The organism is Rhizobium brockwellii, from assembly GCF_000769405.2.
Taxonomy (GTDB): domain Bacteria; phylum Pseudomonadota; class Alphaproteobacteria; order Rhizobiales; family Rhizobiaceae; genus Rhizobium; species Rhizobium brockwellii.
Window position 1 is genome coordinate 3,894,798 of the sequence record NZ_CP053439.1, and the last position, 21,120, is coordinate 3,915,917.

General features: G+C 61.7%; 18 protein-coding genes. 7 read left to right on the forward strand and 11 right to left on the reverse strand.

Annotated features, from left to right (window positions below; translation table 11 throughout):
• Window positions 1-15: 15 nt before the first annotated feature.
• Window positions 16-795, forward strand: coding sequence for an SDR family oxidoreductase (locus RLCC275e_RS19160; RefSeq protein ID WP_033179572.1), 780 nt, complete (start codon window positions 16-18; stop codon window positions 793-795).
• Window positions 796-812: 17 nt separating this feature from the next.
• Here RLCC275e_RS19160 and RLCC275e_RS19165 read toward each other — a convergent pair whose 3' ends face one another.
• Together RLCC275e_RS19165 and RLCC275e_RS19170 are read right to left on the reverse strand one after the other, a co-directional pair.
• Entirely contained in the window at window positions 813-2,030 is a 1,218-nt protein-coding gene (locus tag RLCC275e_RS19165; protein ID WP_033179571.1) for an adenylate/guanylate cyclase domain-containing protein, read from the reverse strand.
• A gap of 65 nt (window positions 2,031-2,095) precedes the next feature.
• A complete protein-coding gene (locus tag RLCC275e_RS19170) occupies window positions 2,096-3,121 on the reverse strand; it encodes a LacI family DNA-binding transcriptional regulator (RefSeq protein ID WP_033179570.1) in 1,026 nt (341 codons plus the stop codon).
• A 95-nt stretch (window positions 3,122-3,216) separates the two neighbouring features.
• Between RLCC275e_RS19170 and RLCC275e_RS19175 the strand changes: the two genes are divergently transcribed.
• From RLCC275e_RS19175 to RLCC275e_RS19185, 3 genes are all read left to right on the forward strand, one after another.
• The gene (locus tag RLCC275e_RS19175; RefSeq protein ID WP_033179569.1) at window positions 3,217-4,404 is read left to right on the forward strand and encodes a phytanoyl-CoA dioxygenase family protein; all 1,188 of its coding nucleotides are present in this window, start codon (window positions 3,217-3,219) and stop codon (window positions 4,402-4,404) included.
• 91 nt (window positions 4,405-4,495) lie between these two features.
• Window positions 4,496-5,317: an SDR family oxidoreductase gene (locus RLCC275e_RS19180; RefSeq protein ID WP_018483631.1), complete on the forward strand. Its 822-nt coding sequence runs from the start codon at window positions 4,496-4,498 to the stop codon at window positions 5,315-5,317.
• Window positions 5,318-5,682: 365 nt separating this feature from the next.
• The gene (locus RLCC275e_RS19185; RefSeq protein ID WP_033179568.1) at window positions 5,683-6,594 is read left to right on the forward strand and encodes an SMP-30/gluconolactonase/LRE family protein; all 912 of its coding nucleotides are present in this window, start codon (window positions 5,683-5,685) and stop codon (window positions 6,592-6,594) included.
• Window position 6,595: 1 nt separating this feature from the next.
• On the opposite strand, the gene RLCC275e_RS19190 is transcribed toward RLCC275e_RS19185, so the two are convergent.
• The 5 genes from RLCC275e_RS19190 to RLCC275e_RS19210 all read right to left on the reverse strand — a co-directional run bounded on the left by RLCC275e_RS19190 (window position 6,596) and on the right by RLCC275e_RS19210 (window position 11,663).
• The gene (locus RLCC275e_RS19190) at window positions 6,596-7,345 is read right to left on the reverse strand and encodes a ThuA domain-containing protein (RefSeq protein WP_033179567.1); all 750 of its coding nucleotides are present in this window, start codon (window positions 7,343-7,345) and stop codon (window positions 6,596-6,598) included.
• A complete protein-coding gene (locus tag RLCC275e_RS19195) occupies window positions 7,342-8,445 on the reverse strand; it encodes an ABC transporter ATP-binding protein (RefSeq protein ID WP_033179566.1) in 1,104 nt (367 codons plus the stop codon). Before RLCC275e_RS19195 ends, RLCC275e_RS19190 begins: the two co-directional genes overlap by 4 nt.
• A gap of 19 nt (window positions 8,446-8,464) precedes the next feature.
• Window positions 8,465-9,376, reverse strand: a complete 912-nt coding sequence (locus RLCC275e_RS19200; protein ID WP_033179565.1) for a carbohydrate ABC transporter permease — start codon at window positions 9,374-9,376, stop codon at window positions 8,465-8,467.
• Window position 9,377: 1 nt separating this feature from the next.
• Window positions 9,378-10,265 (reverse strand): carbohydrate ABC transporter permease, encoded by an 888-nt coding sequence (locus RLCC275e_RS19205; RefSeq protein WP_012759095.1) that lies wholly within the window; start codon window positions 10,263-10,265, stop codon window positions 9,378-9,380.
• 105 nt (window positions 10,266-10,370) lie between these two features.
• Entirely contained in the window at window positions 10,371-11,663 is a 1,293-nt protein-coding gene (locus tag RLCC275e_RS19210) for an ABC transporter substrate-binding protein (RefSeq protein ID WP_033179564.1), read from the reverse strand.
• Between the two features lie 203 nt (window positions 11,664-11,866).
• Here RLCC275e_RS19210 and RLCC275e_RS19215 point away from each other — a divergent pair, with 203 nt between their 5' ends.
• From RLCC275e_RS19215 to RLCC275e_RS19225, 3 genes are all read left to right on the forward strand, one after another.
• The gene (locus tag RLCC275e_RS19215) at window positions 11,867-12,874 is read left to right on the forward strand and encodes a Gfo/Idh/MocA family protein (protein ID WP_033179563.1); all 1,008 of its coding nucleotides are present in this window, start codon (window positions 11,867-11,869) and stop codon (window positions 12,872-12,874) included.
• 9 nt (window positions 12,875-12,883) lie between these two features.
• Complete coding sequence (locus tag RLCC275e_RS19220; protein WP_033179562.1) at window positions 12,884-13,882, forward strand: LacI family DNA-binding transcriptional regulator; 999 nt, start codon at window positions 12,884-12,886, stop codon at window positions 13,880-13,882.
• A 200-nt stretch (window positions 13,883-14,082) separates the two neighbouring features.
• Entirely contained in the window at window positions 14,083-16,326 is a 2,244-nt protein-coding gene (locus RLCC275e_RS19225) for a glycoside hydrolase family 2 protein (protein ID WP_033179561.1), read from the forward strand.
• Window positions 16,327-16,433: 107 nt separating this feature from the next.
• On the opposite strand, the gene RLCC275e_RS19230 is transcribed toward RLCC275e_RS19225, so the two are convergent.
• The 4 genes from RLCC275e_RS19230 to RLCC275e_RS19245 all read right to left on the reverse strand — a co-directional run bounded on the left by RLCC275e_RS19230 (window position 16,434) and on the right by RLCC275e_RS19245 (window position 20,849).
• Complete coding sequence (locus RLCC275e_RS19230) at window positions 16,434-17,549, reverse strand: ABC transporter ATP-binding protein (protein WP_130711973.1); 1,116 nt, start codon at window positions 17,547-17,549, stop codon at window positions 16,434-16,436.
• A gap of 3 nt (window positions 17,550-17,552) precedes the next feature.
• Window positions 17,553-18,497, reverse strand: a complete 945-nt coding sequence (locus RLCC275e_RS19235) for a carbohydrate ABC transporter permease (protein WP_171891356.1) — start codon at window positions 18,495-18,497, stop codon at window positions 17,553-17,555.
• Window positions 18,494-19,447: a carbohydrate ABC transporter permease gene (locus RLCC275e_RS19240; RefSeq protein ID WP_033179813.1), complete on the reverse strand. Its 954-nt coding sequence runs from the start codon at window positions 19,445-19,447 to the stop codon at window positions 18,494-18,496. Before RLCC275e_RS19240 ends, RLCC275e_RS19235 begins: the two co-directional genes overlap by 4 nt.
• 142 nt (window positions 19,448-19,589) lie before the next feature.
• Window positions 19,590-20,849: an ABC transporter substrate-binding protein gene (locus RLCC275e_RS19245; RefSeq protein ID WP_033179812.1), complete on the reverse strand. Its 1,260-nt coding sequence runs from the start codon at window positions 20,847-20,849 to the stop codon at window positions 19,590-19,592.
• Window positions 20,850-21,120: the final 271 nt, after the last annotated feature.

The window sequence follows — 21,120 nt, forward strand, 5'->3', positions numbered from 1 at the left end:
AAGGAGAGCCCGCCCATGGAGCTGAAGGAAAAGATCGCATTGGTAACAGGCGCCGGTTCGGGCATCGGCAAAGCGGCCGCGTTGCGGCTCGCCGCCGAGGGGGCAAGGGTGGCCTCACTGAGCCGCACCGCCGACGAGGTCGAAAAGACCTGCGCCGAAATCAAGGCCGCCGGCGGCCAGTCGATCGCGTTGACGGCAGATACCAGCGACGAAGCTCAAATGCGGGGCGCCGTCGCGCAACTGGCCGACACCTTCGGCGGTCTCGACATCGTTGTCGCCAATGCTGGGATCAACGGTGTCTGGGCGCCGATCGACGATCTCAAGCCGGATGAATGGGACAAGACGATCGCCGTCAATCTGCGCGGCACCTATCTGACGCTGCATCTGACGGTTCCGCATCTGAAGCGCCATGGCGGTTCGATCATCGTCGTCTCTTCGATCAACGGCACCCGTACCTTCACCACACCGGGCGCCACCGCCTACAGCGCAACCAAGGCCGGCCAGGTCGCCATGGTCCAGCAGCTCGCCCTCGAACTCGGCCGGCACGGCATCCGCGTCAATGCCGTCTGCCCCGGCGAGATCGAGACCAATATCAGAGCCAATACCGACAGCCGCCACCGCGAGGAAACGGAGGTTCCAGTTATCTGGCCTGAGGGCGATATTCCGATTGCTGGCGGCAAGGCAGGCAAGAGCGAGGATGTCGCCGAAACAATCCTTTTCCTCGCATCCGAGCGCGCCCGACACATCACCGGTACGCCGATCTGGATCGACGGCGGCCAGGGTCTGCTGCGATAGCCCTTGCAGTCAGGAACTCAGCCGTTCAGCCGGGCGCTGTCGAGGGTATACAGTTCCTGCGCGCGCTGCACGCCCCGCAACGCATAGCGTCCGACGCAGGCGAGTGCGGTACGCTGCTGCTCCGGTATCACCGCGGCGAAATCGGAGGAGATCAACAGGTTGAGATCGACGGAACGACACATCGAGGCGATCCGGCTGACCTCGTTGACGGCAGGTCCGATGACGGTGAAGTCCAAGCGGTCCTGGCTGCCGATATTGCCGTAGAAGACATCGCCGATATGCAGGCCGATATAGACGTCGGTCGTCGCCCGGCCGTCGGCCGCACGCGCAGCATTCAGCGTGGTCAGCTTTTCCCGCAGCAACGATTCAGCGCTCAGCGCCGCACGACATGTCTCCGCCGGCACCTCGCCCTTAAAGATGGCGAGCACACCGTCGCCGATCAGTTTCAGCACGTTGCCGCCGGACTCGTGGACCGCCGTGATCACCGCCTCGCTATAGTCGTTGAGCAGCGGGATGATCTCCTCCGGCGGCACGCTATCGGAGATCTTGGTGTAGTTCAGCAGATCGGAAAACCAGAGCGCTGCGGAAATCCGTTCCGATTTGCCGCGGCTGATCTTGCCTTCCATCACCTGGCGCGCGGCGTCCTCGCCGAGATAGACCTCCGCGATGGTGCGGGCGATACGCCCGAGCGCGATGCATTTGATCGCCAGCCCCAACACCGGCACCAGCTTGCGCAGGATGGCGAGGTCGTGATCGGAAAAGCCCTCAGGATGTTTCGTCGCGAAATGCGAGAAGAAGCAATCCATCTCGCCGATCGTGCCGGCCTCGGAAAAACGATGCACCATCGCCACGAAATCCGTGTGGCCGGCTTCAGCGATCGTATCGAGCATGGAGAAATCGATCGGATCGCCGAAGCCGAGACGCCGGCGTATCTCCCGTTCGTTGCGAGACCAAAGATGAAAGAAGGCCGAACGCTGCCAGTTCGACGCCGCCTCCCCCGAGATCGTCGGACCATATTCGAATTCGGTCTGGACTTCCTCGACGCTATCCCAGCGGAAAGCGCGGCCCTCATGCACCGGATGCAGCGTATCCATCAGCGCCAGACCACGGTCGAGCGGCAGGCCGGCATCCCTGCAAGCCGAGCAGAAACCGGTCATCAACTCGGCTTCCGAAGCGCCCTTCAGTCCCTGCTCCGTGATCCAGGCTGCAATCGTGCTGACGTCGCTGTAATCCATGTCGCTCACCTTCACTCGTGTCAAAGCTGTAGCCCGAATTCGGCATCGAAGGAAAGTCAATTGGCTCAATCGGCCGCGGGCATATTGTAGGGCGTGACGATTTCGACTGTTGAAAGCGAGGGCGTAACCGCGCGCGGCAAGGCGGTCGCCCGGCTCATGATAGCCCGGAAGGCCGAACGCGCATCGGTTCTGAGATCATGATGCAGCACGAAGCCGATCCGACGCGCCGCAAGCAGGGCGCGATTATCGGCATCGAGGTCATGAGCGACGAAAACGCGCACGGGACGTTTGGCCATGTCGAAGGCCGCAAGCACCGCCCGGTTACCGCCGCCGATCGAATAGACGGCGTTGATGGCAGGGTCGACAGCAAGCGCTGCCGCGGCAAGCGTTCCCGTCGCAGCATCGGTGCCGTGGCCCTCGCTGATCTCGGTAATGCCGATATCGGGATAGCGGGCGCGGATGACGCGGCGAAAGCCGATTTCGCGCTCCTCCTCGCCGCGGAACCGTCCGCTCGACAGCGTTACCAGCACTTTGCCGCCATCACTGCCGAGGAATTCGCCGATCAGATAGGCGGCAGTCTCTCCCGCTGCCCGGTTGTCGGCGCCGGCATAGGCGATGCGGGCCGAATTCGGCAGATCGGTCACCAGCGTCACGACGGGAATGCCGGCCGCGTCCGCCCTGGCAACGGCGGCCGCCACCTCGGCGACGTCAGGCGCCTTGAGCACGATACCGTGCGTGCCGCGCAATCGGATGCGATCGAGAAGCTGCACCAGTTCGGCCGGCTTCATCACCTCGGCAAAATGGAAGCGGCAGCGGAAAACGCCCGGCAGGAAGGTCGCCATCTCCGCCTCGAAGGCGGCCCGCACCGCATCGCTGAAACGCTGCGGCGTCTCCATGACAATATCGATCGCCAGCATGCGGCCGCTGCCCATCGTCCCGGCCTGCTGCTTCTCCAGCTCCGCGATCGCCGCCTTCACCCGCATCTCGGTCTGCCGGCGCACGCCGGGTCTGCCATTCAGCACCCGGTCGACGGTGGCGGTGCTGAGCCCGGCCTGGAAGGCGATGTCCTTGACGAGAAAGAGGTGTGCCATGCGATCGGCCTGATGGTTTTTTGATGGATTCCTGATCTATATCACCCGGCGTCGCGGCGTATAGTGCCCCCATTGGAAAGAGGGAGGAGCCCGCCATGAAAACCGACAACCAGCAGAAACTGCGCGCCGACCGCGTCTGGCTGAGCGAAGACGCCTGCGATCTCGATGAGTTTCGCGCCCTTGCGGAAAAGACCACCGTGCTTGCCGATTACCCCTCGGCGTCCGCGGTCGAAAAAAACGTGCTGATCTATGACAGCCGCAAGGTGATGACGGCGGCCGCAACGCCGGAAGGCCGACGTGCCGTGTTGGCGGAAATCTGCGAGGCCTTCGGCGAAGGCCCTGGTGTCGTCGTGTTCAAGCGCGCTTACGAAGACACCAGCATCATCGACCGCGCCAGCACGATCTTCGATGCGATCATCGAGGAACAACACCGCACCTCGACCGGCGGTGGCGACCACTTCGCCAAACCTGGCGCCAACGACCGCATCTGGAACTCGCTGGAAAAACATTGCCTCGCCGATCCGGCAAATTTCGCCGAATATTACGGCAACACCATCATCGCTCTGGCAAGTGAAGCCTGGCTCGGCCCGAGCTACCAGATGACGGCGCAGGTCAACCGCGTCAATCCGGGCGGCTCGGCGCAGTCGGCACATCGCGACTACCATCTCGGCTTTCAGTCCTCAAAGGTGATCGAGCAGTTCCCGGCGCATGTGCATCGGCTCTCGCCGGTGCTGACATTGCAGGGTGCGGTCGCCCATTGCGATATGCCGCTCGAAAGCGGCCCGACACTCTTCCTGCCGCACAGCCAGACCTATGTGCCGGGCTATCTCGCGCTGAAACGGCAGGAGTTCCGGGATTATTTCGAGACCAACCATGTCCAGTTGCCGCTCGAAAAAGGCGACGTCGTCTTCTTCAATCCCGCCCTCTTCCACGCCGCCGGCACCAACCGCTCGGTCGACATCAAGCGCGTCGCCAACCTCCTGCAGGTCTCCTCCGCCTTCGGCCGGGCAATGGAAACCGTCAACCGCGAGAGGATGAGCGCCAGGCTGTTTCCCGCTTTGAAGACCTTGCAGGGCAGGCTCTCGCCTGACGAAATCGCCAACTCCGTCGCCGCCTGCGCCGAGGGCTACTCCTTCCCGACCAATCTCGACCGCGACCCGCCACTTGGCGGACTGGCGCCGAAAACACAGGCGCAGCTGATGCACGAGGCGCTGAAGGAAGGCTGGAGCGATGAAGCCTTTACGGCAGCACTTGCCGAGCAGGCGCAGAAGAAGTTGAGCTGATTTGGAAGCTCGAACCTCTGGCGTCCACTGACATAAAGGCCTCCCGCACCCGCGGGAGGTCATTCGTACATCATCACAATGGAGGAACCACATGAGCACAGAGCACGGCCGCCTCGACGGCAAGATCGCCATCGTCACCGGCGGCACGCAAGGATTGGGCGCGACCATCGCCCGCCTCTTCGCCGAACGCGGCGCCGAAGGCATCGTTATCTGCGGCCGCAACGAAGCCAAGGGCAAGGCAAAGGCGGCGGAGATTTCGGTCGCGACCGGCGCCAGGATCGTCTACGTCAAAGCCGACCTCGGCAAGGTCGAGGAAGCACAGCATGTCGTGCGCGCCTGCGACGAGACCTTCGGCCGTGTCGACGCCTTGGTCAATGCCGCCGCCATCACCGATCGCGGCACCATCCTCGACACCAGCCCTGAGCTCTTCGACGCCATGTTCGCCGTCAATGTGCGTGCGCCGTTTTTCCTGATGCAGGAGGCAGTGAAGGTCATGCGCCGCGAAAACATCGAGGGTACGATCGTCAATATCGGCTCGATGTCGGCCAAAGCTGGCCAGCCCTTCATCGCCGCCTATTGTGCCTCCAAGGGCGCGCTGGAAACGCTGACGAAGAACACAGCCTACGCGCTCCTGCGCAACCGCATCCGCGTCAACGGTCTGAACATCGGCTGGATGGCCTCCGAGGGCGAGGACCGGATCCAGCGCGAATATCACGATGCCCCCGCCGACTGGCTGGAGAAGGCGGCGGCAAGCCAGCCCTTCGGCCGCCTCGTCGATCCGCACGAGGTGGCGCGCGCCTGCGCTTACCTGTCATCGTCCGAATCCGGCCTGATGACCGGCTCGGTCATCTGCTTCGACCAGTCGATCTGGGGCGCTTATGACGGCTCGCCGCATCCGGTCGCGGCCCTCTAGAGCCTTTCCTGGTCAGCTTGAAGCATTCTGCCGAAGCAGGTTTTCGTTAGGGCAGAGGCGATTGGCGACGGGCATACCTCTTGGTACGTCCGAGCCGATCGCCTCTGATCCTGGCGCAAAGATGCCCGGCCCTTCGGGTTGGCTGAAACGGGCCGCCTGATCGACCGGCCGGCTTGGCCGTAGAGCTTGGCCACGACGCGCGCCGGCCGGTCGACCATCCGACTCCGTTTGAGCCAACAGAATGCTTCAAGTTGACCAGGAAAGGCTCTACGAAACCGGAGTCCGGCATTTCCATCGCCGGGCTCTGGCACCTCCAGCTTTTTGCCGCTAGGAAAAGAACGGCAGCATTCAGGGAGGAAACTGGCATGGGCGACAATCCGATTTATGAGATCCGCGACGAACGCTTCGGTGCAATGGTCATCGGCAGCGCCGGCCTTGAGGAGCTTTATTCCGGCTGCCGCTGGACGGAAGGCCCGGTCTGGTTTTCCGACCTGAACTGTCTCCTCTGGAGCGATATCCCGAATGAACGCATGATGCGCTGGACACCGGACGGTACCGTCTCCGTCTTCCGCTCGCCCTCCAACTACGTCAACGGCAACACCCGCGACCGGCAGGGCCGGTTGGTCTCTTGCGAACATGGCGGCCGCCGCGTCACCCGCACCGAGACGGACGGCACCATCACCGTTCTCGCCGACAGCTACCAGGGCAAGCGGCTGAACTCGCCGAACGACGTCGTCGTGCACTCAGACGGCGGGGTCTGGTTCACTGATCCGACCTACGGCATCCTGTCGGATTACGAGGGCCACAAGGCCGAGCCCGAGCAGCCGACGCGCAATGTCTATCGGGTCGATCCGGCAAGCGGCGCGATCGACGCCGTCGTCGAAGATTTCATCCAGCCGAACGGCCTTGCCTTCTCGCCCGATGAGACGAAGCTCTACATTGCCGATTCCGGCTCCGCAAAACATGAAGTGCCGCGCCATATCCGCGTTTTCGACGTCACCGACGGCAAGGCGCTTGCCAACAGCCGCTACTTCTGCAGCCTCGATGTCGGCCATCCCGACGGCTTCCGTTTCGATGTCGCCGGCAATCTCTGGACGAGTGCCTCCGACGGCGTGCACTGCTTTTCGCCCGACGGAACGCTGCTCGGCAAGATCAGGGTGCCGCAGACGGTGTCCAACCTCACCTTCGGCGGCCTCAAGAAAAACCGGCTCTTCATCACCGCGACGCGTTCGGTCTATTCGATCTATATCAAGACGACCGGCGCACAATATCCATAGATCAGGCCTTCGCCTTGTCGGGGCGGCCGTGCAGCGGCTCGGCCCGATGCCAGTTTTCCAGGATGCGGCCATCGGTGTGTTTCTGCCGCGCCCAGCGGATGCCGTTCGAGATCACCTTTTGCACGATCTTGTCGTGATAGATCGGGTAGGTCTCGTGGCCGGGGCTGAAGAAGAAGATGCGGCCGCGCCCACGCTGGAAGGTGCAGCCGCTGCGGAACACTTCGCCGCCGGAATACCAGGAAATGAACACCAGCTCATCCGGCTGCGGAATGTCGAAGGGCTCGCCATACATTTCCGAGGCATTGACCTCGAAATAGGGCGGCAGCCCCTCGGCGATCGGATGCGAGGGATTGACCACCCAGACGCGCTCCAAGTCGCCTTCCGGCGTCTCGCGCCAGGAAAGGTTGGCATTGGTCCCCATCAGCCGGCGGAAGAGTTTGGAATGATGGCCAGAATGCAGGACCAGCAGGCCCATGCCCTTCAGCACGCGCTGCTGCACGCGGTCGATCAGCCCGTCGCTGACCTCTTCATGCGCCATATGCCCCCACCAGAGCAGCACGTCGGTGTCATCGAGCACGGAATCCGGCAGTCCTTCATCCGGATCGTCTAGCGTACCGCGGCGGACCTCGAAATCGGGGTGGGCGATACCGGCAGCGATCGCTCCGTCGATACGATCAGGATAGATATCCTGAACTTCCTTGTGGACCTGCTCGTGGCGTCCTTCGTTCCAGATCGTGACCTTGATTGTCATGTCATTCCTCGATGTGTTTCAAGCTGTGCCGAACGGATTACCCGGCCGGCGGAATCAAACAGATGGCAACCGGCGCGCTCGGCAGTCAGCGACACGCGATCGCCGGGGCGAATGGTCATGTCGCCTTCCGTGCGTACGACGATCGGCTGCTGCTGCGAACCGACTGTCAGATAGGTCTCCACGCCCAAACGCTCGACGATGACGACCTCGGCCGAAAAATCACCCTGCCCTTGGGGTGCGAGCTTCAGATGTTCCGGCCGAATGCCGAGTTTCGCCTCGCCCTGCTGCACGGCGCCATTGGCGTCTGAAAGGTCGATGGAAAGGCCGAGCGGACTTTCCAGATGCACCTTGCCGGCATCCCGGCGCGTCGCCGTCATCGGCAGCACGTTCATCTTTGGCGAGCCGATGAAGGTTGCGACAAATTCATTGTCCGGCTGATGGTAGAGATCCATCGGCGCGCCCTGTTGAGCGACGAGGCCCTTGTTCAGCACGACGATGCGGTCTGCCATCGTCATCGCTTCGACCTGGTCGTGCGTGACATACACTACTGTCGCCTTCAACTCGCGGTGCAGGCGCTGCAACTCGGCGCGCATCTGCACGCGCAGCGCCGAATCGAGGTTCGACAGCGGCTCGTCGAACAGGATCAGCGCCGGTTTCTTGATGATGGCGCGGCCGATCGCCACGCGCTGGCGCTGGCCGCCGGAGAGGGCGGCCGGGCGGCGGTCGAGGTAGTCGGTGAGCTGCAGGATCTCGGCGACACCTTCCACCTGTCGGCGGATCTCCGCCTCGGGCACCTTCTTCAGGCTGAGCGAGAAGCCGATATTTTCGGCAACGCTCATATGCGGATAGAGCGCATAGGACTGGAACACCATGGCGATGCCACGTTTGTCGGGCGGCACGTCGTTGATGCGCTTGCCGTTGAGGATGAGGTCGCCGTCATCGATGCCTTCGAGGCCGGCGATCATGCGCAGCAGCGTGGACTTGCCGCAGCCGGACGGGCCGACGAAGACCGCGAATTCGCCGTCTTCCACCGTGATGTCGACGCCCTTGATGACCTCGAGCGCGCCGTAGAACTTGCGAACGTTTCTGAGATTGATCATCTGTTTCTCTTTCTTGATCTCAGCCCTTCACGCCGCCCGAGAATGTCTGGACGAGGAAGCGCCGCGCAAAACCGAAGGCGACGACGGCAGGCAGCAGGTAGATGAATGCCAGCGCCGTCAGCAGGCCGTAATCGATCTCGTTGATGCGCAGAAATGCGCGGAAGAGACCGAGCGGCAGCGTCTGCAGCTCCGGCGACGACAGGAGGATCAGCGGCAGCAGGAAATCGCCCCAGGCCGACATGAAGGCGAAGAGACCGGCGGCGGCAAGGCCCGGCAGCGCCAGCGGAATCAGCACCCGTCGAATGCGTTGGATGAGTGTTGCCCCATCCATCAGCGCCGCCTCCTCGTAGTCCCTCGGCAGCCCGTCGAAGAAGGTCTTCATGATCCAGAGCGCCAGCGGCAATTGCATTGTCGCCAGCACCAGGATCAGCCCGAGATAACCGTCGATGAAACCTGTCCAGCGCATGATGTCGCGGGCATAGCTGCCAAAGATCGGCCTGAGCACTGCCGCTTCCGCATTGTTCAACGTCAGCAGGAATTTGTAGAGCGGCACGACCAGCGCCGTCGGCGGCAACACCCGGATGAGCAGGATCGCGTAGAGGAAGGGCAGCTTCCACCAGGCCCGGGTGCGCGACAGCGCATAACCGCCGAGCCCCGAAAGCACCATGACGAGCAGCGTCGCGCCACCGACCACGAAGAGCGAGTTGAACAGCCACTTCGCGCCGTCTTCCTTGGTGAAGACCCTGATATAGTTGGCGAAGGTCCACTGCTCCGGCCAATGCAGGAAGAGCTGCGCATTGCCGTCGAGAGAGGCAAGCAGCACCCAGAAGAAAGGTATCGCGCAGAAGATCGAGATCAGCGACAGCGTCGCATAGGCGATGAGGTCGGACCGACCCTTGTTTGCAGTTTCGCTCGGGGAAACGACGGCCATGTCAGACCTCCACCTTCATGGCCCGGACATAGGCGATGCCTAATATCAGCGAGATGACGAGCGCGACGACGGCGACCGCAGCGCCATAGCCCAGCTGGAACGCCGTGAAGGACTGGTTGTAGATATAGATGCTGACCACCTCGGTCGCCCCGCCCGGCCCGCCGCGCGTCAACGCATAGACGAGGCCGAAGACGGCGATGGTAGAGACGGCCGAGATCAGCATATAGAGCAGGATCGTCGGCATCATCAGCGGCAGGGTGATGCGGCGGAACATTTGCGACGGGGTGGCGCCGTCCATGCGCGCCGCCTCGTAGATCTCCGCTGGAATGGTGCTGAGGCCGGCCGTCAACAGGATCATCGCCGTGGCGATGCCGCGCCAGGTGTTGACGACGATGATCATCGACAACGGGAAGACCTGCAGCCAGTCGGCCGGCGTGATGCCGAAGAAGCTGACGATGCGGCTGAGTGTGGCATTGTCGCCGCCCGCCAGCATCGAGATCCACATGAAACCGGCGACGACTTCAGGGGCTGCGTTCGGCAACAGGATGATCGACGAGAACACCCGCCGAAAGCGGATCGGGCGGCGCAGCGCAATTGCCGAGATCAAGCCGAGCACGAACTGGCCGATCACCGCCGAACCTATGACGAAGACGAAGGTGACGAACAGCGAATTCCAGAACTTCGCGTCGTTGAAGAGCCGCGTGTAATTCCTGAAGCCGACGAAGCGGGGCCGAAGGGCCGCGGCCCCGGTCAGCGCCTCGTTGGTGAAGCTCAGATAGATGGAATAGAGGGCCGGATAGATGACGAAGGCCAGAAGCAGCACCAGCGAAGGCAGCAGGATCAGCAGCCATTGCCGCTCGGCGCGCTTTTCATGAGAGTTTCGGGCCATGGAAGCTCACAACCTTGTCGATGGAACCGGCTTATCGAATGAAAGCGGGAAGACGCGGGCGTTGGCGCCGCGTCCCCGTTCTGGCGGAAGAGAGGATGCCGGAGCTTACTTGACCATGTCGTCGCCAAGCGTTTCCTTGACGTAGTCGACAAGGATCTTCTGGGCGCCGGCGGCATCGGTTTCTTTGCGAAGCAGCGCTTCGGTGGCGCGCGCGACACCTTCCGAAACTGTGCCGAAACCGGAGGCCTGTTTCAGGAACACGCCGTTCCCGGCCGCCGCATGGATCGGAACCAGTTCCGTCAGCTTCTGGAACTCGGCATTGTCAGCCGCATCCTTGCTGGCCGGGATGTTGCCGATGCGGGCGGCGTAGGAAACCTGCGTCTCGATCGAGCCGATCTCCATCAGCGCCTTGATCGCCAGTTCCGTATTGGCCGACTTGGAATTGACGGCCCACGGCGCAGCGAGATTGGCAAGCACATACTGGCCGCTGCTCTGACCGGGAACGGTCCAGGTGCCGACCACCTTGGTCACATCAGGGATCGGGTTCTTGCTTTCGCGACCCCAGTCGAAAATATAGCACCAGGAGCCGCAGGTGGTCGCAACGAGCTTGCCGGCCGGGAACATCTGGTATTTCGGCACGACCCAGGGCTCGGGTCCGAGCAGCGGCTGCGTCGGCATCAGATCCTTGTCGATCAGTTCCTTGTAGACGTTGAAGACATCCTTGATGCCTTCGCCATTCAGATCGAGCTTGCCGTCGGCATCGACCAGCTGCGGCGTCTTGGAACCGACGAGCAGATGCTGGAAGCCTTCGTCGAAGGCGCCGCTTCCCCAGGAGACGCCGGCCGGGAAGAGCAGGCCGTAGGCGCCGGTCTTCTGCTTGATTTCGGCCGCGCGGTCGAGAAGCTCCTGCCAGGTCTTCGGCTGCTCGGTCGAGATGCCGGCTTTTTCGAGAACGTCCTTGCGGTAATAGATTTCCTGGATGCCGAGCATGAACGGCATCACATAGGTTTCACCATCCGGGCTGACGGCAAGCTCCTTGGCGACGTCATAGAGGTTGGCGTAACCATCCCAAGCCTTGAACTCCTTGGAAACAGGCGCGAGGTAGCCGGCTTCCACCATGTCGGCGACGGCAGCCGTCGTCGGGATGGAGAACAGGTCGGGCGCGTTGCCGGCGCCGAGCTCCGTCAGGAGTTTGGTCAGGTAGTCCTTGTCGGGCGCCGGATATTCGATGACCTCGACGGTGACGCCATATTTCTTTTCGATCCGCTCGACCGTCGACTTCATCGCGTCGATGCCGGCCTGACCGTGATTTGCAATGCGGATTGTTTCAGCCTGCGCCAGCGTCGAAACCGCGCTCAGCAGAACGGCGCACAGGCCGCCAAGAACCATCTTCTTCAACGGAAGTCCTCCCTTTTTTAGAGACACGGCGCCCTCCAGCACCGGTTGCGAAAATGTACACGCATTCCACATACTGACAAGGCGGTTTTTGAAAAGATTCGAATTCGAGTTTTAATATACTGATATTACTTATCTATTTAGATATTGCTATCAACATACCGTTTGTGTAATCGTGTGCACAATGCATTCAGGGAGGAATTTTCATGACTAGGAAATTACGCCTCGGCGTCATCGGCGCCGGCTTGAAGGCGGCGGAATATGCCGAGAGCTGGGTCAAGATGCCGGAGATCGAATTCGCTGCGCTCGCCGACACCACGGCGGCTTCGCGCCAGCGCCTGATCGAGGTCTGCCTCGCCGCCGGCGCACCAGAACCGAAGAGCTTCGAGGATTATCGCCAGATGCTCGCCGAATGCCGGGGCGAACTCGACATCGTCTACGTCTCCACCCCGCATGCCTTCCACGCCGAGCAGGCAACCGCCGTCGCCGAGGCCGGCCTCGATCTCTTCCTGGAGAAGCCGATGGTGACGACGGTCACCGAGGCCGAGAGGCTGATCGCCGCGCAGAAAAAGAGTGGCGTCACCATCGTCACCGCCTTCCAGGGCGGCCTGTCGCCGCTGGTGCTCGACACGCGCCGGCGGGCCCTCGCCGGCGAATTCGGCGCGTTGATCGCTATATCGGGCATGATCTGGGAAAGCTGGTCGTCCAATTACGACGGCCACTGGAAGCAGCAGCCTGACATCTCCGGCGGCGGCTTCATGTTCGATACCGGCGCCCACATGATGAACACCGTCTGCCTGCTCGCCAATTCCGATTTCGCCAGTGTGTCGGCCTACATGGACAACCACGGCAAGCAAGTCGATATCGCCACCGCCGTCTCCGCCCGGCTGAAAAACGGCGCGCTGGTGACATTGACTGCCGCCGGCGAAGGACCTCCAGGCTGCGCCTCCTACATCACCTTCTTCTATTCGAAGGCGATCGTACGCATCGACGCCTGGGGCGGCTGGCGTGAGATCAGTGTCGGCCGCACCGCCGAGCCGCGCGAGGAAGCTGAGATTCTCGGTAATCCGATGAAGAATTTCCTCGCCATTCGCGAGGGAAAGATGGAAAACTCCGGCTCCGTTGAAATGGGCCTCAGATTCGCTAGGCTATGGGATGCAATCAAGGAATCGGCAGCGGCCGACGGCGCTTCCGTCAGGATCGTCGCCCAATAGGCGCTGAAGATGAGCGGTATGAGTAGACGGCGGATCACCTCGAAGGAACTGGCGAAACTCGCCGGCGTCTCCTCCGCCACCATTTCCCGCGCCTTCTCGCCAGATTCACGCATCGGCAGCGCGACCCGCGACCGCATCCTCGCCGTCGCCCGTGAACATGGCTACCAGCCGAACGCGATCGCCCGCTCGTTGAACAACCAGCGCTCCCGCCTCGTCGCTCTGGTCGTCAATGCGATCGGCAACCCTTGCGAGGCCGAGGAACAACAGCTTCTCGTCCACCGCCTGCAGGCAAGACAATTGCTGCCGATCATCCTCTGCTGCGCCGATCATTCCGACCGGCTGCAGCTGATGCGCCTTGCCTCCACCTATCAGGTCGATCACGTCGTCGTCTTCTCCGACATGGTGTCGATGCAGGATGCCGTCGATATCTTCCACACGACGAAGCCGATCATCGTCTCCTTCGAGCCGCTCGACAACGAAAACGTCTCCAGCATCCGCATCGACGGCTCTGAGGCCGCCGACGAGATCATCGACAAGATCGTCCGCGACGGCAAAAAGCGCTTCGCCTACCTCTCCGGCACAAATTCCAGCTGGATCGACAAGCTCAGGCGCAAATGGTTCGCCGATGCGCTGACCAAGCGCGGCCTCGCCTTCGAGGCGCAGGCCTTCGGTGACTACTCCTATGATTCCGGCTTCAAGGAGGCCGTGTTCCTGCTGCACCGTGACAAGGTCGACGCCATCATCTGTGGCAACGATGTCATGGCGATCGGTGCGCGCGATGCAGCCCGCCGGGTGCTCGGCAAGAGCACCCCTGATGATATCGCCATCGTCGGCCAGGACGGCATTGCCATGGCTGCCTGGGATTGCAACGACCTCACCACGCTAAGCCTGGACCACGTCGCCTTCATCGATGCCGTCGTCGAATTGATCGAACGCCATGACGCCGAGATCGAAGGTCCGCACAGCATCACGCTCACCTGCACCGCCCGCTGGGGCTCGACCGCCTGATGCATGTCGCCTGGAAGTGTCCGGCGGTTCCGGGATGACGACATGCATGAAAAAAGCTAAAGCGCGTCGCATGAATCAAGTTCGCTGTGACGTGCTTTAGCGGCTCGCTCATCCATTGCATCGAGGAGGAATACCGATGACCAGATTTTCACGCGCCGAGAGGCGCAATGTCCCTGATGCCATAATCTGGAGAGCCTGAAATGCGTTCCGTCGTTTCCTTCAATGAAGGCTGGAGTTTCCACGAGGGCTTCGGCCAGCGCTTGCTCGAAACTTTCGATGCCGCCAAATCGGTCAGCCTGCCGCATACCGCCGTCGAACTGCCCTTCAGCTATTTCGACGAGACCAGCTATCAGCGCGCCTTCACCTATCAGAAGGTGCTGCGCTGGCTGCCAGAATTCGAGGGCCGCGAGGTCTCGCTCGTCTTCGACGCCGCCATGGCCGACAGCGTCGTCTATCTGAACGGCGACGAAATCATTGCCCATAAGGACGGCTACACGCCCTTCGAGGCCCGCCTCACCGCCAAGCTCGTCAAGGGCGAGAACCTCGTCACCGTCAAGATCGACGGCAGCGAGAACCCTGACATTCCGCCTTTCGGCGGTCGCATCGATTATCTGACCTATGCCGGCATCTACCGGGATGTCTGGCTGAAGGTCACCGACCCGGTCTCGATCCGCAATCTCAAGATCGAAACCACTGACGTTCTTCGCCCGGAGAAATCGGCGACCATCCGCGTCGACATTGCCAATCCCGAGGGCCGCAGCTTCTCGGCGACCGTCACCGCAACGCTGAAGCAGGCCGACGGCACGGTGGTCGCCACCGCCGCAACCGAAACGATCGGCAGCCGCACCACACTCTCCTTTGGCGGCCTCACCGGCATCGCCCTCTGGGACATCACCGATCCCACGCTCTATGACGTCACCGTCGAGCTCAGGACCGAACACGGCTCCGACCGTGTCTCGACCAGGTTCGGCTTCCGCACCGCCGAATTCACGCCGGAAGGTTTTCTCCTCAACGGCAAGCCATTGAAGCTGCGCGGCCTCAACCGCCACCAGGCCTTCCCCTATGTCGGTTATGCCGCCGGTCGCTCCGCCCAGGAGCGCGACGCCGACATCATGAAGACGGTGCTGAAGTGCAATATCGTCCGCACTTCGCATTATCCGCAGTCGAAATGGTTCCTCGACCGATGCGACGCTATCGGTCTGCTGGTTTTCGAGGAGATCCCTGGCTGGCAGCATATCGGCGATGCCGACTGGCAACAGGAATCGATCGAAAACGTCCGCCGCATGATCGAGCGCGACTGGAACCATCCCTCGATCATCATCTGGGGCGTGCGCATCAACGAATCGCAGGATAATCACGATTTCTACGCCGAGACCAATCGGTTGGCCCGCGAACTCGACAGCACCCGCCAGACCGGCGGCGTGCGTTATCTCACCGAGAGCGAACTGCTCGAAGACGTCTATACGATGAACGACTTCATCCTCGGCAATGAAGAGCTGCCGGGCGCCAACCGCCCGCGCACGGCGCTACGCGCGCAGCAGGAAAATACCGGACTGTCGCACAAGGTGCCGTACCTCATCACCGAGTTCAACGGCCACATGCACCCGACGAAGATTTATGACCAGGAGCAGCGTCAGGCCGAGCATGTGCGCCGTCACCTGGAAGTGCTGAATGCCGCCTATGGCGATCCTGATATCTCCGGCGCCATCGGCTGGTGCATGTTCGATTACAACACCCACAAGGACTTCGGCTCCGGCGACCGCATCTGTTATCACGGCGTCATGGACATGTTCCGCGAGCCGAAATTCGCGGCTTATGCCTATATTAGCCAGTGCGACCCTTCCGAGGAGATCGTCATGAAGCCGGCGACCTTCTGGGCGCGCGGCGAACGCAATATCGGCGGCGTGCTGCCGCTGATCATTCTGACCAACTGCGACGAGGTGGAGCTGCAATATGGCGCGCTCAGCAAGCGCATCGGTCCGGACCGCGAGAACTATCCGCATCTGCCGCACCCGCCGGTCGTGCTCGACCATCGGCACTTCACCGCCGATGAGCTCGGCACCTGGGGTCTCGAATGGATCGACGGCACCTTCACCGGCTATATCGGCGGCGAGCCGGTGGCCAGCCTGACGCTGGCGGCCGATCCGTTGCCAACAACGCTGGAAGTGGTTGCCGATAGCTCGACGTTGAAAGCCCGTGAACGCGACAGCACGCGCGTCGTCATCCGCGCCCTCGACCAGCGCGGTCAGCGCCTGCCTTTCATGAACGACAGCATTTCGCTGAAGGTGCACGGCCCGGCAAGGATCGTCGGTCCGACCAACGTACCGCTGCAGGGCGGCACCGCCGGCTTCTGGCTGGAGGCGACAGGGTTCACTGGCGAGATCACCGTCGAAGCGGTTTCCACGCGTTTCGCGCCGGTGACGCTCGGCGTGACGGCTGCCTAGCGCATAACCCCGAAAATCGAAAACGATTTTTGGAAAGGATTATGTGCAAACTCAAAATGTTAGAGCGTCATCAGCGCGTCTTATAGACGCGCGGCGCTCTAATGACTTCACACGATCCGCGCCTGTGTTTCGGGATCGAAGAACACGGCCTTATCGAGATTGAATGCGAGGCGGGTGTTTTGTCCTGGCGCGATGCCGGTATCGGCGCGCAGGCGGGCGACGACGGATTTGCCGCCGAGCTTGGTGACGGCGAAGGTGTCGGAGCCGGCGGGTTCGACCACCTCGATCAGGCAATCGCCTTCGGTCAGCGAGCGCGCCTTGCGGTCGGCGCCATCGGGATCGGTCAAGGCCTCAGGCCGGATGCCGAAGATCACCTGTCTGCCGGTATAGGCGGTCAGGCCGTCGTTGCCTGAGATGACCGGGAGCCTCAGCGGTGTGGCATGGGGCCGCTCCAGCGAGACTTCGAGCCCGCCGGCGCCGTTTTCGACGGTGGCGTTGAGCAGGTTCATCGCCGGCGATCCCATGAAGTCGGCGACGAAGATATTGGAAGGGCTGTTATAGATCTCGGCCGGCGTGCCGAACTGCTGCAACACGCCATCCTTCAGCACGGCGATCTTGGTCGCCAGCGTCATCGCCTCGATCTGGTCATGGGTGACATAGACAAAGGTGGTGCCCATGCGCTGATGCAGCCGCTTGATCTCGGTGCGCATGTCGACGCGCAGCTTGGCGTCGAGATTGGAGAGCGGCTCGTCGAACAGGAAGACCTGCGGATTGCGCACCAGCGCCCTCCCCATGGCGACACGCTGGCGCTGGCCGCCGGAGAGCTGGCTCGGCTTGCGGTCAAGCAGATGGCCGATCTGCAGCATGTCGGAGACTTGGGCAATCGCCTTGACACGCTCCTCCTTGGGAACGCCGCGGATCTCCATGCCGAAGGCGATGTTGCCCGCCACCGTCATGTTCGGATAGAGCGCATAGGACTGGAACACCATGGCGATGTCGCGCTTGGAGGGATGCAGACCGCTGATGTCGCGCCCGTCGATCTTGATATCGCCGGAGGTGATCGTCTCCAGCCCGGCAATGGTGTTGAGCAGCGTCGACTTGCCGCAGCCGGACGGGCCGACCAGCACGAGAAAGCCGCCCTTTTCGAGTTCGAGGTCGATCCCCTTGAGAATGTCGACGGCGCCGAAGCGCTTTTTGAGACCGGAGATTTCGAGGAAGGCCATGGATTACCCTTTGACAGCGCCCGCCATCAGACCGCGCACGAAGTAGCGGCCGGCGAGGATATAGACGATGAGCGTCGGCACGGCTGCGATCATCGCAGCCGCCATGTTGACATTGTATTCGACGACGCCGGTCGAGGTGTTGACGACATTGTTCAGCGCCACCGTCATCGGCATGGTGTCACCGGTGCCGGCATAGGCCGAGGCAAACAGGAAGTCGTTCCAGATATTGGTGAACTGGTAGATGACGGTGACGACGATGATCGGCAGCGAGTTCGGCAGCATGATGCGGCGGAAGATCTGGAAGAAGCTGGCGCCATCGACCTGGGCGGCTCTGACCAGTTCGGTCGGAAAGGCCTCGTAGAAATTGCGGAAGAACAGCGTCGTGAAGCCGAGGCCATAGACGACATGGACGAAGACCAGATTGACGGTCGGATTGCCGAAGCCGAAGTTCCAGCCCGTGGCATTCTGCAACGTCATGCCGAAGCGGCCGAGGCTGCCGAGGATCGTTGCCATCGGCAACAGCACCGACTGGAACGGGATGAAGCAGGCAAACAGCATCAGCCCGAACACCAGCGTGTGGCCCGGGAAACGCCATTTGGTCAGGACATAGCCGTTGAGCGCGCCCATGATGGTGGAGATCGCCACAGCCGGCACGACCATCTTGATCGAGTTCCAGAAATAACCCTTGATGCCGGCGCAGGTCAGCCCGACGCAGGTCTCGCCCCAGGCCTTGATCCAGGGGTCTAAGGTCGGCGATTGCGGCAGCGCCAGCATGTTGCCGTTCTGGATCTCGTCCATGGTCTTGAACGAGGTCGTCAGCATGACGAAGAGCGGCATCAGATAGAGGACGGCAAAGACCAGCAGCAGGCCGTAGATGACGGTGCGGCCGATCCAGCGGGTATTGTTGCTGTTTTGCGAGGTTGCTGTCGGAGAGGTCACGCTGCTCATCGCGCCTTCTCCTTCAGTTCGGAATAGAGATAGGGAACGATGATCGCCGAGATCGTCATCAGCATGATGATGGCGCTGGCCGAACCGACGGCCATCTCGTTGCGCTTGAAGGTGTATTCATACATGAAGTTGGACGGCAGCCAGGCCGATCCGCCGGGGCCGCCCGAGGTCAGCGCCACCACCAGGTCATAGGACTTGATCGCCATATGGGCGAGCACGATGAAGGCGGACAGAAAGATCGGCCGCAGCAGCGGGATGACGATGCGCCGATAGAGCTGGAAGGACGAGGCGCCGTCGATCTGGGCGGCCTTCATGATCTCGCCGTCGATGCCGCGCAGGCCCGCCAGGAACATCGCCATGACGAAGCCGGACGCCTGCCAGACACCGGCGATGACGACGGTGTAGATGACAAAGTCCTTGTTCTTGATCCAGTCGAAGTGGAAGCTTGTCCAGCCAAAGTGGTGCAGCGTCTGTTCCAGCCCGAGGCCGGGATCGAGGAACCATTTCCAGGCAACGCCTGTGACGATGAAGGACAGCGCCATCGGATAGAGGAAGATCGGCCGCAACACGCTCTCGCCGCGGATCTTCTGGTCGAGCAGGATGGCGAGGAACAGGCCGAGCGCCAGGCAGATGCCGATATAGAGGAAGCCGAAGATCGCCATGTTGGTGATCGAGGTGTACCAGGAAGACGGCGGATCGCTCTCGAAGGTCCAGCGCCACAGCCGCTGATAGGCGCGTGGCCCCGTCAGCGCATAGGAGGGAAAGGTCTTGGAATTGGTGAACGACAGATAGGCCGTCCAGACGATGAAGCCGTAGACGAAGATGATGGTGATGACGAAGCTCGGCGCCAGCACGATCTTCGGCAGCGCATCCTGCAGCCGGCCCCTCAACGAGATCCCCGTCGATTGCCTCGGCGTCAGAACCGGATCGGTGGTCGCAACGGTGCTCATGGAATGTCATCTCCTGCCTGCATAATCGTCCGGGCAATCGGCCCCGCATGATCATCCCCGCATAATTGTCGGGGCATGATCGGCGCGGAGCCTGAAGCTTCCCCGCCAGCAGGCGGGGAAGCATTTGTCATCACACGTGATCTCAGCGGGCGTCGTCGATCGCCTGGACGAGCTGCTTGACGGCTTCGTCGGAGGTCTTGATCTGGCCGTGGACGAACTTCGAGACGACATCCTTGTAGGCATTGGCGATGGCCGGCGGGGCGCCGTAGCCTTGCGCCAGCGAGCCGAACAGCGTGCCGCCTTCGTTGGCAGCCTTCAGGTCGGCGATGCCCTTCTTGCCGCAGGCGTCGAAGTCGGTATCGGGAACGTCGGTGCGAGCCGGCACCGATCCCTTGACGACGTTGAAGGCCGACTGGAAGCTCTTCGACAGCGTTGCGGTTGCCAGCGCCACCTGGGCCGCCTTGCGGTCATCGGGAACGTTGAACATGCCGAACATGTCGGAGTTGTAGACCACGCTGCCGTCGGTTCCGGGGAAGCGGTAGCACAGGAAGTCGGTGTCCGGCGTCTTCTTGGCGGCGACGAATTCGCCCTTGGCCCAGTCGCCCATCACCTGCACCAGCGCATCACCCTTGATGACCATGGCGGTTGCCAGGTTCCAGTCGCGGCCCGAGAAGTTCGGGTCGACATATTTGATGATCGTGGCCAGGTTATCGAACGACTTCTTCATCGTGTCGGACTTCAGCGATTCCTCGTCGAGGTCGTTGAAGGCCTTCTTGTAGAACTCCGGACCGCCGGTCGACAGCACGATGGAATCGAACATCGTCGCTTCCTGCCAGTTCTGGCCGCCGAGAGCCAGCGGGATGACGCCGGCGGCCTTGGCCTTGTCGAGCAGCGCGATCAGCTCGTCGAAGGTCTTCGGCTGGGTGCCGCCGATCTTGTCCATCACCGCCTTGTTGATCCACAGCCAGTTGACCGAGTGAACATTGACCGGGGCTGCGACCCACTTGCCGTCATAGACCGAGAACTTCTGCAGGGCTGCCGGAACCGACTTGTCCCAGCCTTCCTTCTTCGCCGTCTCGGTCAGATCGCCCATGACACCGGCCTGGGCATAGTCGAGCACGGTATAGCCCAGCATCTGCGAGGCTGTCGGATAGGTGCCGGCCGCAACCATCGCCTTCAGCGCCGTCATCGCCGCATCGCCGCCACCGCCGGCAACCGGAACGTCCTTCCAGGCAAAACCTTCCTTGGAAAGATCCTGCTTCAAGACGTTCAGCGCCGCTGCCTCACCGCCCGACGTCCACCAGTGCAGCATCTGCACTTCCTTGACGTCGGCGGCGTGGGCAGCACTGAGGCCAGCCATCATCACGACAGCAACAGCTGCCGAGCTCAAAAACTTGCTCATGAATTTCCTCCCGTTTGCAAATCGGCGGCGGGACCTCCCTGCCGCCCGATGCTTCCCGCCATTGCAGCGATCAGCATGCTGCCGCGCTCCTCCGCGCGGTTGCTAATTTAAAACGTTATAAATCTTTGGTCGTCAAGCCCTTTCTCGACTCCCGAGAAAAATATGGTTATTTCACTAACCTACTGAATATAATTCATATTTAATCTATGGCTAACAAAACGCTAAAATTTAAAACGTTTTCATTCGTCGATTGCGCGCCCAATTCATCGTG

Coding starts and splice junctions, on each gene's coding strand:
- RLCC275e_RS19160 (WP_033179572.1), top strand. CDS start 16: ATGGAGCTGAAGGAAAAGATCGCATTGGTAACAGGCGCCGGTTCGGGC.
- RLCC275e_RS19165 (WP_033179571.1), bottom strand. CDS start 2,030: ATGGATTACAGCGACGTCAGCACGATTGCAGCCTGGATCACGGAGCAG.
- RLCC275e_RS19170 (WP_033179570.1), bottom strand. CDS start 3,121: ATGGCACACCTCTTTCTCGTCAAGGACATCGCCTTCCAGGCCGGGCTC.
- RLCC275e_RS19175 (WP_033179569.1), top strand. CDS start 3,217: ATGAAAACCGACAACCAGCAGAAACTGCGCGCCGACCGCGTCTGGCTG.
- RLCC275e_RS19180 (WP_018483631.1), top strand. CDS start 4,496: ATGAGCACAGAGCACGGCCGCCTCGACGGCAAGATCGCCATCGTCACC.
- RLCC275e_RS19185 (WP_033179568.1), top strand. CDS start 5,683: ATGGGCGACAATCCGATTTATGAGATCCGCGACGAACGCTTCGGTGCA.
- RLCC275e_RS19190 (WP_033179567.1), bottom strand. CDS start 7,345: ATGACAATCAAGGTCACGATCTGGAACGAAGGACGCCACGAGCAGGTC.
- RLCC275e_RS19195 (WP_033179566.1), bottom strand. CDS start 8,445: ATGATCAATCTCAGAAACGTTCGCAAGTTCTACGGCGCGCTCGAGGTC.
- RLCC275e_RS19200 (WP_033179565.1), bottom strand. CDS start 9,376: ATGGCCGTCGTTTCCCCGAGCGAAACTGCAAACAAGGGTCGGTCCGAC.
- RLCC275e_RS19205 (WP_012759095.1), bottom strand. CDS start 10,265: ATGGCCCGAAACTCTCATGAAAAGCGCGCCGAGCGGCAATGGCTGCTG.
- RLCC275e_RS19215 (WP_033179563.1), top strand. CDS start 11,867: ATGACTAGGAAATTACGCCTCGGCGTCATCGGCGCCGGCTTGAAGGCG.
- RLCC275e_RS19220 (WP_033179562.1), top strand. CDS start 12,884: ATGAGCGGTATGAGTAGACGGCGGATCACCTCGAAGGAACTGGCGAAA.
- RLCC275e_RS19225 (WP_033179561.1), top strand. CDS start 14,083: ATGCGTTCCGTCGTTTCCTTCAATGAAGGCTGGAGTTTCCACGAGGGC.
- RLCC275e_RS19230 (WP_130711973.1), bottom strand. CDS start 17,549: ATGGCCTTCCTCGAAATCTCCGGTCTCAAAAAGCGCTTCGGCGCCGTC.
- RLCC275e_RS19235 (WP_171891356.1), bottom strand. CDS start 18,497: ATGAGCAGCGTGACCTCTCCGACAGCAACCTCGCAAAACAGCAACAAT.
- RLCC275e_RS19240 (WP_033179813.1), bottom strand. CDS start 19,447: ATGAGCACCGTTGCGACCACCGATCCGGTTCTGACGCCGAGGCAATCG.
- RLCC275e_RS19245 (WP_033179812.1), bottom strand. CDS start 20,849: ATGAGCAAGTTTTTGAGCTCGGCAGCTGTTGCTGTCGTGATGATGGCT.